This window comes from Paenibacillus filicis, from assembly GCF_038070315.1.
GTDB classification, from domain to species: domain Bacteria; phylum Bacillota; class Bacilli; order Paenibacillales; family NBRC-103111; genus Paenibacillus_G; species Paenibacillus_G filicis.
In genome coordinates, this window is record NZ_JBBPCC010000033.1 from 55,133 (window position 1) to 67,033 (window position 11,901).

Genomic DNA, 11,901 nt, shown 5'->3' on the forward strand with positions numbered 1-11,901 from the left:
GACTCTCATTTTTCTTGTTGCCACTGTGACTGCGGGGTGACAGGACCGACGGGAGAAACGGGGACCACGGGAGAGACCGGCGCCACAGGACCAACAGGGGCAACAGGAACAGCTGGAGCAACGGGAGCGACAGGATCTACAGGAACAGCTGGGGCAACGGGAGCGACAGGCTCCACAGGAACAGCAGGGGCAACGGGAGCGACAGGATCCACGGGACCGACAGGTGCAACAGGAGCAACGGGAGCGACGGGATCCACAGGAACAGCAGGATCCACGGGAGCGACAGGCTCCACAGGAACAGCAGGGGCAACGGGAGCGACAGGATCCACGGGACCGACAGGTGCAACAGGGGCAACGGGAGCGACAGGATCCACAGGAACAGCAGGGGCAACGGGAGCCACAGGATCCACAGGAACAGCTGGGGGCACGGGATCCACGGGATCCACAGGAACAGCTGGGGCAACGGGAGCCACAGGAACAGCAGGGGCAACGGGAGTGACAGGATCCACAGGAACAGCAGGGGCAACTGGGGCCACAGGATCAACAGGAACATCTGGAGCAACAGGAGCCATGGGTGCAACAGGAGCGACAGGGGAAACAGGAGCTACCGGAGCCACGGGCACAAGTCTCACAACAAACTCCGCATTTGCGGCCAATACATCGGGCTCGGTCATTGCGGTCCTGCTGGGAGGGACCAACATAACACTTCCTAATGCTCAGAATATTGGCCCAGGGATCACGATTAATGGCGCCAATGATACCTTCACCATAGCGAATGCGGGGAGGTATTATATCACTTATCAGATCAATCTAACCGCAGGACTATTGGTCAGCTCTAGGATAGTCATCAATGGAGCAGCAAATCTGGCTTCCACGATCTCACCGGCCGTATCGCTTTCTTCCTTTAATAACGACATCATTGTGACGCTGACGGCCAATTCTACAGTGTCCTTGCAGTTGTTCGGACTGGTTGGGCTCGCGACGCTGCTCGGCAGTGGCGCCGGATCTGCTCTGACTATTATCCGCTTAAGCTAATCGATTAGATGCCAAAGGGACCGGAAACGGTCTCTTTCTTTCGTATGTGCTCAGAACGAGCTAAGGACTGTCGAGCATTCGGCGGTAGCAGATAGTGTAGTTTCCTCGGCCCATGGCAGCTTTCTCACCGCTGCAGACGACGGTTAAGCTTTCAATCGACGGCACAACGAAGGAGACCTGCTGCGACTGTCCGATCATCTGGATGATATCTCTGGTATTCGTCTTGATGATGACCTTCATATCGCAATTCGTTTCGTTCTGTATGATGGCAGTGGCGGAGAGGTTCACCCCGGCCACTGTGAAATAAATATGAGGTGTAGAATCGCATTTTTGAAAAATCGTCCCGCAGACGTTCTCTGGGGCAGATTGTCTTCTAGCCGGTCTGCATGTTTTCTTTCTTGGCGGATCCAATGGTTTCTTCCGCGGACGGCATGGCACAGTGATCGTGACGATCGTCGTTTGTTTATGATGTCGAACACATTTTTTCAAGTTCATGACACCCCCGCTCTGCATACTTCAATTAGGTTATATCCCATATTACTTTCCGTCAGCTTAAATGTAACCGGGCAAATGCACAAAACGCTCCCGATTCCCATCTTTTTCTAAAAATGTGCGCATAGACTTGGGGAATTCGCACATACAGGAGAGTCCACCTGTTAATACCCATATAGAGTGGCACATTAACCGAAGGAAGAAGGGATTCTAAATGAGTTGCAGAGGCGGTTTCGGACGCGGTCCGAGTGTGGCGGAAAGCAATTTTTCTTGCTGTAACCAGGTAACCTTTGTTCAGGACCAAGTATGTTTCAGCATTAATATTACACCTGTCGCTACGGAGATTACACAGGATCTGTATACCTTGAATGTAAACCCGACAAGCACGTATGTATCGGGTACTTTGACGATTGGGACGGCGCCAGCCGGAAGAACAATTACAGTAAACTTCCTTCTTGGCGGTCCTGGAGGCACCATTGTTTATACGGATACGATTACGACAGGAACTGCACTGGCCTTTACAAGAACAGGCTTTGATACCATTCAACTGGTCGTTGCCGCAGGTGTTGCCGTTACACCTAACATCACAGGCGAGCTGTGCGTAACTCCGCGATATCCGGTCAGCGCGTAATGAGTCCTGACTCCATATCCAGCTTTACAGCTGCCTGCAAGCTGTAGGCAGCGCAAAGCTAACAGAAGCGATCGCAGATCGGACTATGAATGGTCATACTGCGATCGCTTGTAAGATTACATAATATTAATTATGTCCTCTAAAGATGGAGTGTGTGCTTATTTCCCACCTAACAGATCAACTCGGATTTCTTGTATAGGACTTTGCCTTTATGAGCAATACTCCGTATTGTTTTAAAATTCCAGCCAGATGGAAAGAATGAAGGTAAAGCTTGGAATTGGAGGTCTCCTGAATGAGCAGCACGGATACGAACAACCAGCAGGCGACTTTACATACAGATTTGAATGAGAATATTCGGGAGGTGAGGGACCGATTCGGCAACAGCGAGGATCTCATTATGAAGTCGATATCCTATGGACCCGACTCGGCTATCGCTCTCCTGTATATCGAAGGGCTGACCGATACACAAGTTGTTAATCATGCGATCCTTCAAATGCTGCTCTCCCGAGACCGGGAGGCGCTGTCCGTTCAGACCAAGGACATGCCCAGCCCGCTTACATATATCGGGGACGAGGTGCTAACGGTTGGGGGGATTGGTCTGCTAACCGACTTCGACAGCTTATTTCTAAACCTGCTCTCAGGTGATGTTATTCTGCTTTTGGACGGTTATGCCGAAGCGCTATACATCTGTGCTGCGGGCTGGGAGGATCGCAATGTCAGCGAACCGACGACTCAATCCGTCGTGCGCGGACCGATGGAAGCTTTCACGGAAAATGTGCGTACGAATTCGGCGCTGATCCGGCGCAAAATCAAGGACCCGCAGCTATGGATGCAGACGAGGGAGATCGGAACAGTAACCAAAACGACTGTAGCTGTGATGTATATTCATCAGATCGCGGAGGAAAGCCTCGTGCAGGAGGTGTTCCGCAGATTGGATCAGATCCGAATCGACGGTATTCTGGAGAGCGGCTATATTGAAGAATTTATACAGGATAAAACCTGGACGCCATTCCCGACGGTGTACAACACGGAGCGTCCGGATGCCGTCGCTGCAAGTCTGCTGGAAGGGAAAATCGCGATTATCGTGGACGGGACCCCCTTTGTCTTGCTCGTGCCTGCTTTTTTCGTTCAATTCTTTCAATCACCGGAGGATTATTACCACCGGTCGGACATCAGCAGCCTGCTTCGCATTCTTAGGTATCTCGCATTTCTAATCGCCATGCTGGCTCCATCCGTGTACATTGCGGTGACGACGTTCCATCAGGAGATGCTGCCTACTAATCTGCTGATCAATCTGGCGGCCCAGCGGGAGGGTGTACCGTTCCCGGCGTTTGTGGAAGCGCTGCTGATGGAAGTTACGTTTGAAATTTTGCGGGAAGCGGGCGTCCGCATGCCCAAAACGGTAGGACAAGCGGTTTCTATCGTCGGAACATTGGTCATCGGACAGTCAGCCGTCGAAGCCGGCGTGGTCTCGGCCGTCATGGTCATCATCGTAGCAATCACCGCGATTTCGAGCTTTGTCTCTCCAGCCAATAACCTGGGCATCTCCGTCCGGATGCTCCGTTTTGTTTTCATGGGTCTGGCGGCATCTTTCGGTCTTATCGGCATTATGGTTGGCCTATTCGCGCTTGTTTTTCACTTGAACAGCCTGCGTTCCTTCGGCATTCCCTATATGAGCACATTTGCTCCGTTCGCAGGGAACAATCAGAAAGACTCGCTCGTGCGGGTACCCTGGCCCTTCATGCGGAATCGGCCCACCGAAACGGGAAGGAATAATCCGGTACGCCAGAAGCCTGCTACCCAACCTAAACGATGAGGCGGGACGTTCACCATGTGGAGACTGAAAACAATACTCACCTTGATCGTACTGACGTTACTCGCTGCGCTGCTGGCCGGATGCTGGAACCGCAAGGAGCTCGACGAGCTTGGCATTCAGATGGGAACGGCTATCGATAAGGTAGGCCATGAATACCACGTAGCTGTCCAGGTCGTCGTCCCTGGTGAGGTTTCGACGAGACAATCGGGCGGGCGTTCGACGGTCACGTTGTATAAAGCGACGGCGCCGACGCTCTTCGAGGCGTTCCGCAAGCTGACAGAGACGAGTCCCCGTAAAATTTATTCGGCCCATATCCGCGTGCTGGTGCTGGGGGAGTCGCTCGCGAGAGACGGGATTGCGAACGTACTGGACTTGTTCTCCCGCAACCCGGAAGCCCGGCCGGATTTCTACATCATGGTCGCCCGGGATACTCCAGCAGAGAAGGTATTAGGTGTACTAACGGCTTTGGAAAAAATACCGGCCTATAATTTATTCTACTCCCTGGATACATCAGCCAAAACCTGGGCCCCGACGACGACCGTCACGATGGATCAGTTGATGGAGGACTTGACCACAGCTGGCAGAAACCCCGTACTTACAGGGGTGACGGTAATCGGCAATACCAAGGGAGGGGAGATGAAGCAAAGTGTGGAGCAGATCGAGCCGGAAGCCCGGTTGCTCAATGTCGGTCTCGCAGCCTTCAGAAGGGACCGGATGGTCGGCTGGCTAACCGAAGAGGAAGCGAAGGGCTACAACTATATTATTGATAATGTGCGCAGTACGGCCGGACATCTGAGCTGTCCGGATGGAGGGATGGTGGCCCTGGAGACGATCCGGACCAAAACAAAGATCAAGGGGGCCCTCGTCGATGGCAAGCCTGTCATCCGTATCCACATGACCAATCAGTCTAACATCAGCGATGTGGAATGCAAGCTGGATTTGAACGATCCTCACACGATTGATCAGCTCGAGGAGCAGGGAAGGAAAAAACTTATCAATTTGATGCAGAAGACCGTCGACAATGTAAAAAAGAAATACAAGGTTGATATTTTCGGCTTCGGACAGGCCATCCACCGGGCAAATCCTAAGGCATGGAATCAATACTTGGAAGCTGAATGGAATGAATTGTTTCAGCAGGTCAAGGTGGAATACGAACTGGATGTCATGATCCGCCGGATCGGCACAACCGTCGATTCCATAAAAAATGATATCAAGGAGTAGATTCTATGCTAGGTGAGTTGTCACTGCTAATCCTGTCCGTAGCTGTGCTTGCGGCTGTGGTTGAGCTCTATCGGCTCGTAAAAAAGGGATGGAGGAAAGAAGCGGCCGTCTATGTGCTGCTCTTACTGGCTGGAGGGACTCTCACCGTGGTGATTGCTATATATAATAATTTTACCAGTCCGCTGGAGCTGCTTATTATGGTGTATAAGCCCAGCCTGGATTGGCTATCCTCTATATTTCCTGCCAAGGGGTGAAGAAGGTATGCCGGGGAAGGAACATATTGGGACCAGGCAAGCAGCGATTCTGGTCGTATACTTTGCCGTCGGGGACATGTTGTTGTTCCTGCCTTCGAGCATGTCGTCGATCGTCCGGCAGGACGCCTGGATCTCCGCGCTCATCGGGCTGCCTATCGGCATCGGTTTAGCGTGGTATATATACTGGTATAGCGAGAAATTCCCGGGACGCAATCTTATAGGCATTCATACGCTGGTGCTGGGGAGGTGGCTCGGCGGCATCGTCTCGCTCTTGTACCTGGGTGCTTTCTTTAACAACTCCGTCGTCACGATCCGTGAGATCGGCGACTTCGTCACGACCCAGATGATGACCGAGACACCGATGCGCGTCATCTGTCTGCTGATGATCATTTTATCAGTGATTGTTATCCGCAGCGGGCTGGAGAATATAGCACGATCGGCGGAATTTTTTTTTCCTCTTTACCTTCTAATGCTTACGACGATGGTTATTTTCCTCCTACCCGAGGCGCATATAGCCAAGCTGACGCCGGTGATGGAGAACGGGTTCCAGACCCTTGCGGAAGGGGTAGTGTACTATGTTACCTTCCCGTTTGCGGAGATGTTTGTATTCTGGATGATCTTTCCTCATATCTTGAAGAACAAACATCTTAAGCGGGACTATTTGCTCGGGGTGACTATAGCGGGAGTTATTATTTTTGCCATGATCCTCATGTCCTTGCTCGTCTTGGGCCCCTATCTGACCAAGCATCAGATGTATTCCACCTATACGCTAGCCAAGAAGGTCAATATCGGACATTTTGTGCAGCGTTTGGAAGCCATTATGGCCCTCACTTGGATCATGTCTACCTTCATGCGGAGTATCATCTACGGGTATGCCTTCATCAAGGGAGTCTCCGATCTCCTGAAGCTGAGGGATTATCGTCCATTAACGATCCCTCTGGGGGTGACGATGTTCGGCTACGCGGTTATCGTATCTCCTCATGTTGTTTACATGAACGCGATCAATCCGTATTGGATTCTCTGGGATCTGACCTATGTACCTGTCATCTCGATACTTGTTTTTCTGATCTATCGGATCAAGCTGCGTTGGGGGAGGGGCAGCTCTCCGTCCAAGTAGAAAAGCCTAGAAAACCAGCATGTCTCCCTGGACATGATCTATTCCTAAGAAATCCCGGCAGCCATGTACCATCGGCCTAAATAGCGATTGCTTACGGATCGCGGCTTAGGCCGATGCTCATTATCGTCATGCCGGTTACCCTTTGTCTCTTGTATAGAAAAGCAATCCGTTCCTGATTACTCGGGAAATTCGCCCTTCATTCAATAGCTGCGCTAGATAGGCCTGGGTGATGGAGTACGCCAGCTCATATTGCTTTTCGTTATTCTCGAAATCGTATTTGCTCATGATCCGTTGGACGATATTTTCCGGCGTTTGCCATTGCTGCTCGATCAAGGACAGCACCTCATCATAAGCCTCATCCAGACGGCTGATGTTCTCATCGATCAGCTCAGAGATGGTTCTATGAACGCCTCCATGGTACAGAACGAATTGGCTGGCTTGAATCGTTTTTAATTTTTCCAAGGACTGCTTGGCAGTATGAGGCTCTGAAAAAAACAGCAGCTTTTGGCGGGATAGGGTAGGCATACCGAATAGAGCGTCTGCGCAGTAGAGCACATCATCCGGCGTTTGGATGCCGATCATGCCGGAGAAGTGACCCGGGAGTGTGTGAATGGTAAACGGAATTCCGTTGATCTCAAATAGGTCATCCCGATAAGGAATCATATCCGTGAGGATCGTGGGCCTTTCCGATACTTGCAGACTTGTACCGGCGCTCTTGGTAGGAATAAAGCTGAGGGAGGCAAGCCATGACGGGTCATGAATGAATGGCGCTGATAACCGGGTGGCATAGCTCAGCAGATGGGGATATCTTTTACTGAAATAAGCGCTTCCTCCCGTGTTCACCGAATGCCCATGCGAGTACACAATAGCTGCTACCTCATACCCGTGATTCGTAATCTCACGGTCGATCCGTTCTGCCGTCCGCCAATTGGGACCGCTGTCGAACAAATAAGCTTCCCTGCTTTCCTCATGGAGGTAGACGCCAACGGCATATTTCCCTGACCATGCATAGCTGCTGCCTGCAACATGCAGAAGCGAGTCATTGAACATATGAACTTCTCCTTCGTAATCGGACTCGCAACCAGGTTAAAAGAAACCGTTGTACGTTTGGGATCCGATTTGAATTTGAAAGGAATCGGTGTTTTTTTTCTTTACGGACTTGGTGTTTTTTTTCAACTTCGTCCATTTGAGAATAGGATTGACCGCGCCACGGTTGAGGCGGCGTCCTTTTTTGCTTTCGGGCAGGGTCCCGATTGCTTGCGAGGTGGTGACTTCTGCTTCCACTGTCAACCCGGTTGCGGGTAAGCCGGGAGTCATCTTCTCACGCAAGCGCTCCATGGACAATATGTAAGCTTCCTTGGGGAATGCCCCGATATCGGGCAGAACTAAAAATTGCGTCATCAGTTCACTCACGGAGGCTTCTATCCTTGCTGTTTCAGCGATTTCTGAAATAGTAGAGGTAAATTCCCCACATGCTAACAGAGCGCTCGTGCGTAAGCGTATAACTTCAAAAAGTTCGTTGAGTAGTTCAATCTGCCTCACTCTATGGTAAGCCAGCATCGAGATTTCGCGTTGAAACCTGTGGTCTAGCTTGAGGAAGGTGGAAGCCTGGATCAATTGGATAACGGCGCCGGTCAGCAGCAGCAAGCCTTGTTTATTCTTCGTGATTTCCCAGGAGGACATAGCCGTCACCTCAGTGGTTTAGGTCTGGACGGTTTCTTATCAGTAATCGATTTCATCCAGTTCATTGTAATAGTCCGCATCCCGTTCATGTCGTCCGGAAGTGGAGACTCTCTCGCCTGCATCCAATTCCTCCTGGACGTTCACTTGAATCGCGGACGACTGGGCGAGGTACTGGAACTGCATAACGGAGTCGATTTTTTTCATAAGCATCCATTCGGCCATCAGAATAGAATCCAGTAATTTCGTAACGCTTTGATTGAACTGAATGAATTCAGAGTTGGAGGGCTGGGTTGGCAATTCTCGATTTTTGCCCACGAAAGCAAGCGTCTTATCTGCTTCTGCCCGCATGAGGGTAGCCAGAGCCTCCTCCTCAATCGCAATCGAGTTAACCAAATGAGTGAGAGCTTCATCCAAGGACCGGGGTTTGTTTAATTGATTCTCATCCTGCATCAGACTACCTCCATGGCATGGTCTCATGAATCATGGATGGATGACTATTCTTCATAATACTCTTCGCATTGCTCGTCGATTGACATTTCCTCCAATCGCATAATATCCTCCAGCTTAAATTGCAGCAGCATCTGATTTTTAATGACGTTGCGCAGCATCAGCTCGACGCTGCGGTTCATTTTGAGCACATCGTCTAATTCCACGCAGTGGTCCTTGACAAATCGCTGTATTTTTTCACCCTCGGCATTGATGATGTGGGACAATCCGATTTCCTCCAGGGCGATGGAGGTGAGAAGCAAATTGATAGCTTCACTGCGGCTAAGCGTAATCTCCGGCTTGATATCTGGAATGTTAGGCATGGACATCAGATTCACCTCTTTCGTGGCGAAAGACCGCTCCAATAGAGCTTCTTCTTACATAATATGTAGGATAGGCTGGGATTATGTGCAGAGCAGGCGGGAACGACTGGCGGCAAACCCACCGGTCTGCCGCCGGGGGCGTTTAAGGTTCCCTAGACATTATTAAGTATATTCTCGAGCTTGAACTGCAGCAATATTTCAGTTTTAATGACATCCTGCATGGTGGATCTTACGCTAGCGTTAATGGCCAGGACATTAGAGACTGTGGGGACAACGGGCGGCGTTACTCCTTCCAGAGTGCCGAGGATAAACTGTATTTTTTCCGCCTCCGCGTTCAAGATATGGGCTAGGGCCAGTTCTTCCAAAGCAATGGACGCAAGCAGTAAAGTTACAGTTTGGCCAACGGTAATTGTAATGGCTGGTGTAATGTTAGGAATGTTAGCTTGTGACATGATGATCACCTCTTATTTGTTAGTAGCCTAGGTAGCGCTGCCTTCATAGATGGACGACAAACTATCTTACACCCAATATGACCACCCCCAATACAACGTATTGGCTTTGAAGGTACATGTGAGAATATGAGGAGCGAAGAGATTTCATACATAAATCTGGTTAGACTTGACTATCGGACTTGTTCAGTGCTTCAAGCGCATAACGGTAAGTTGGATACAGTTTCAAGCACTCCTCATAAGCCTCTTTGGCCAGCTTGATCTGACCCAGCTTATCCAGACACAGCCCTTTGTAATACCAGGCATGAAAGCTGCCCGAGCCTTTCAAAGTCAAGTGCTGTATATTTTCTTCGCCCATAGTCAGGCACTGGTCGAACACCTCCAGGGCTGGCGTATACTGGACGCTCAGATACAAGGCCACGCCTTTGAAAAAATACAAGTCCACATAATCCGGGTACATGGAGATGGCCTTATCGATCCCCGCTGGGATACCATCCACGCTGCCGGCGGCGATCAAGCATGAATATTTCAGTTTGTAGACGAGGGAGGGGGGCAACTTTCCCTTCTTCAGGAAGCGGATGATGGATAAATTAATCAAGTCAAAGGCTTGCTCGTATTGCCCCGTTCTGTAGTATTCGCTGGCCAGATGGTACTCTGCCCACGGGTTGCCGTTCTCATCCTTCAGTTCTTGCAGCAGCATCTGCATGTTTCTTTCGCCCTTCTTCTTGGATTCCGTGTAAGCCTGAAGATAACCATAATGCTGAATGGTCAGGCCCTCGAGCTGCTTGATGCCGGTAAGCGCCTGCTCGTTGTTGAAAATCTCCTCGATATTCAAGGTTTCATGAATACGGTACAGAAATCGAAGACCGATTCCGTTACGGAACAACCGGGTATGGGCTATATGGAAGGTTTCGTTCGGATCGGGCTCGTCGCCAATATAGTTAATCAGATGAACGTTCAATATGGGATCGGTTTCTTCTGCTAATCTCTCCTTCCAGTCTTCGGCTGCAGAAGCATCCAGCACCTCGTCCGCATCCAACCATAAGATCCAGTCTCCGGTGGCCTGCTCGAGACTATAGTTGCGTGCATCGGCAAAATTATCATTCCACTCAAAGGTATGTACCTGAGCTCCGGCCGCTTCGGCTAAGGAAATGGTTCTGTCTGTCGAGCCTGTATCGACAACAATCAGTTCATCGGCGTAAGGCTTCACACTGGCTAAGCAGCGTTCAATGCTGGCCTCCTCATTTTTTACAATCATGCAGAGGGAGAGAGTGGGCAATACAAACATCTCCTTTGTAAAACTAGAATTGAGCCTTATCGCTGTCATATCTATACGGAATACAAGCTAAATATGTGTTCACCTCACTTTTCTAATACATGCAAGTTGAAAAAGAGGGCTGTTCCCCAGATCCGAAGACCTTGAGAACAGCCCAACGATAAAGGTTGATGATTAGCTGATGGAAACCCCAGCACTGGCATATCCGGCGATCGTGTTCAAAAGACTTAGACCAGAAGCTGTTGCTGAGAAGACGAGGAGAAGTCTCTCTTGCCCTGTCACCGGAATGGAAAGTCCGGTTGTGATACCATTGCTGATTGCACCGAGTGTGATAGTTCCGGTAAGTGCAGGAGCCAAAGTAACAATTGCGCCTGGAATTGGGCTAAAGATGTTGTTCGGCGTTGAAGAGCTGTACAGCTGAGCTGTAATGGTGACGGTAGAACCAATAAGTGATAGCCCAGCCGTTACGCTGAAGTAGGCGGCTATGCTGGTAATCGTTCCAGCCCGTGGAACGGAGAATGCAAAGTTGAGCAAGGTACCGGCTGCACCAGTCAGGTCAATCGTAGTCCCAAGAAGACTGACGCCTGCTACTGAGCTACCGAACCCTACAAGGCTTGTTGTACCAACCAAACCGCCAGCAATTGTCGTCAGAACAGCTGGGATACCAGACGAGTAAGGGATGATCGCGCTTGAGCCGGCAACACCCGTAGTACCCGTAGCACCCGTAGCACCAGTGGCACCTGTAGCACCAGTTGTACCCGTCGCGCCAGTAGCACCTGTAGCGCCAGTAGCACCCGTCGCGCCGGTAGCGCCAGTGTCGCCTGTGGCACCCGTGGCACCAGTTGCACCAGTGGCACCCGTGGCACCAGTTGCACCAGTAGCGCCGGTAGCGCCAGTGGCACCCGTCGCGCCCGTAGCACCCGTCGCGCCCGTAGCACCCGTCGCGCCCGTAGCACCTGTTGCGCCAGTGTCGCCCGTAGCACCAGTGGCACCCGTCGCGCCCGTAGCGCCAGTTTCGCCCGTCGCGCCAGTAGCACCCGTCACGCCGGTAGCGCCAGTGGCACCAGTGGCGCCCGTTGCACCCGTCGCGCCGGTAGCGCCAGTGTCGCCTGTTGCAC

General features: G+C 51.1%; 13 protein-coding genes and 1 pseudogene. 6 read left to right on the forward strand and 8 right to left on the reverse strand.

Annotation, left to right across the window (positions count from 1 at the left end; genetic code table 11):
* Positions 1-12 precede the first annotated feature (12 nt).
* Positions 13-1,035: pseudogene (locus tag WMW72_RS32715) on the forward strand (BclA C-terminal domain-containing protein); the annotation flags it as partial.
* 60 nt (positions 1,036-1,095) lie between these two features.
* Here WMW72_RS32715 and WMW72_RS35735 read toward each other — a convergent pair.
* On the reverse strand, positions 1,096-1,548 hold the full coding sequence (locus WMW72_RS35735; RefSeq protein ID WP_423227631.1) for an S-Ena type endospore appendage: 453 nt from the start codon (positions 1,546-1,548) through the stop codon (positions 1,096-1,098).
* Positions 1,549-1,741: 193 nt separating this feature from the next.
* Between WMW72_RS35735 and WMW72_RS32725 the strand changes: the two genes are divergently transcribed.
* From WMW72_RS32725 to WMW72_RS32745, 5 genes are all read left to right on the forward strand, one after another.
* Positions 1,742-2,158 (forward strand): S-Ena type endospore appendage, encoded by a 417-nt coding sequence (locus WMW72_RS32725; RefSeq protein WP_341419795.1) that lies wholly within the window; start codon positions 1,742-1,744, stop codon positions 2,156-2,158.
* A 292-nt stretch (positions 2,159-2,450) separates the two neighbouring features.
* Positions 2,451-3,974 (forward strand): spore germination protein, encoded by a 1,524-nt coding sequence (locus WMW72_RS32730; protein WP_341419796.1) that lies wholly within the window; start codon positions 2,451-2,453, stop codon positions 3,972-3,974.
* A gap of 15 nt (positions 3,975-3,989) precedes the next feature.
* Entirely contained in the window at positions 3,990-5,195 is a 1,206-nt protein-coding gene (locus WMW72_RS32735) for a Ger(x)C family spore germination protein (protein ID WP_341419797.1), read from the forward strand.
* Between the two features lie 5 nt (positions 5,196-5,200).
* On the forward strand, positions 5,201-5,449 hold the full coding sequence (locus WMW72_RS32740) for a hypothetical protein (RefSeq protein ID WP_341419798.1): 249 nt from the start codon (positions 5,201-5,203) through the stop codon (positions 5,447-5,449).
* Between the two features lie 7 nt (positions 5,450-5,456).
* A complete protein-coding gene (locus WMW72_RS32745; RefSeq protein ID WP_341419799.1) occupies positions 5,457-6,566 on the forward strand; it encodes a GerAB/ArcD/ProY family transporter in 1,110 nt (369 codons plus the stop codon).
* A 135-nt stretch (positions 6,567-6,701) separates the two neighbouring features.
* Here WMW72_RS32745 and WMW72_RS32750 read toward each other — a convergent pair whose 3' ends face one another.
* The 7 genes from WMW72_RS32750 to WMW72_RS32780 all read right to left on the reverse strand — a co-directional run.
* Positions 6,702-7,616: an MBL fold metallo-hydrolase gene (locus WMW72_RS32750; RefSeq protein WP_341419800.1), complete on the reverse strand. Its 915-nt coding sequence runs from the start codon at positions 7,614-7,616 to the stop codon at positions 6,702-6,704.
* A 36-nt stretch (positions 7,617-7,652) separates the two neighbouring features.
* Positions 7,653-8,249, reverse strand: a complete 597-nt coding sequence (locus WMW72_RS32755; protein ID WP_341419801.1) for a hypothetical protein — start codon at positions 8,247-8,249, stop codon at positions 7,653-7,655.
* A 39-nt stretch (positions 8,250-8,288) separates the two neighbouring features.
* Positions 8,289-8,699 (reverse strand): alpha-helical endospore appendage domain-containing protein, encoded by a 411-nt coding sequence (locus WMW72_RS32760; RefSeq protein ID WP_341419802.1) that lies wholly within the window; start codon positions 8,697-8,699, stop codon positions 8,289-8,291.
* A gap of 44 nt (positions 8,700-8,743) precedes the next feature.
* Entirely contained in the window at positions 8,744-9,064 is a 321-nt protein-coding gene (locus tag WMW72_RS32765; protein ID WP_341419803.1) for an alpha-helical endospore appendage domain-containing protein, read from the reverse strand.
* Between the two features lie 146 nt (positions 9,065-9,210).
* Complete coding sequence (locus WMW72_RS32770; protein ID WP_341419804.1) at positions 9,211-9,510, reverse strand: alpha-helical endospore appendage domain-containing protein; 300 nt, start codon at positions 9,508-9,510, stop codon at positions 9,211-9,213.
* Between the two features lie 160 nt (positions 9,511-9,670).
* Complete coding sequence (locus WMW72_RS32775) at positions 9,671-10,765, reverse strand: glycosyltransferase (protein ID WP_341419805.1); 1,095 nt, start codon at positions 10,763-10,765, stop codon at positions 9,671-9,673.
* Between the two features lie 192 nt (positions 10,766-10,957).
* The coding region (locus WMW72_RS32780; RefSeq protein WP_341419806.1) for an exosporium glycoprotein BclB-related protein at positions 10,958-11,901 on the reverse strand (944 nt) is incomplete at its 5' end.